Here is a 515-nt window from a genome sequence, read left to right as displayed (position 1 = left end):
ATAGCCCTTGCCCACGCCCAAGGGCGGGGCGGCGGAGGTGTCGTTCAGGGTGTCGCCGTCAGCCATGGGTCTCCTATACAGGGCGAAGATGACGGCGCGAAGTCCGGGAATGTCCTGAAAGACTTCATTGTTGCGCGGGCTCGCGGGAGGAAAACCGGTTCCCACTTTTCCTCGAGCCAAAATTATTGAATTTCGCGGGCTCACGGGCGGAAAACCGGTTCCCACTTTTCCTCGAGCCTTGCTTACTTAAGTCGCAGGCTCGCGGGCGAAAAACCGGTTCCCACTTTTCCTCGAGCCTGCGGGATCACTACTCGATGATCTTGGCCACCACGCCGGCGCCGACCGTACGACCGCCTTCACGGATAGCGAAGCGCAGCTTCTCTTCCATGGCGATGGGGGTGATCAGCTCCACGTTCAGCTCGGCGTTGTCGCCGGGCATGATCATTTCCACGCCTTCCTTCAACCGGATGATCCCGGTCACGTCGGTGGTGCGGAAGTAGAACTGCGGACGATAG

Annotated in this window: 1 protein-coding gene; it reads right to left on the bottom strand. The window is 60.0% G+C overall.

The features are described 5' to 3' along the window. Positions 1–307 precede the first annotated feature (307 nt). Positions 308–515 (bottom strand): EF-Tu C-terminal domain-related protein (locus P4U43_RS18000; protein WP_449658173.1); only part of this gene is annotated, 208 nt, incomplete at its 5' end.

Origin of the sequence: Arthrobacter vasquezii (genome assembly GCF_029455255.1) — a bacterium.
Taxonomy (GTDB): domain Bacteria; phylum Actinomycetota; class Actinomycetes; order Actinomycetales; family Micrococcaceae; genus Arthrobacter_D; species Arthrobacter_D parietis.
Note: the sequence above shows the minus strand (reverse complement) of the source record. Positions and strands in the feature narration are given on the sequence as shown.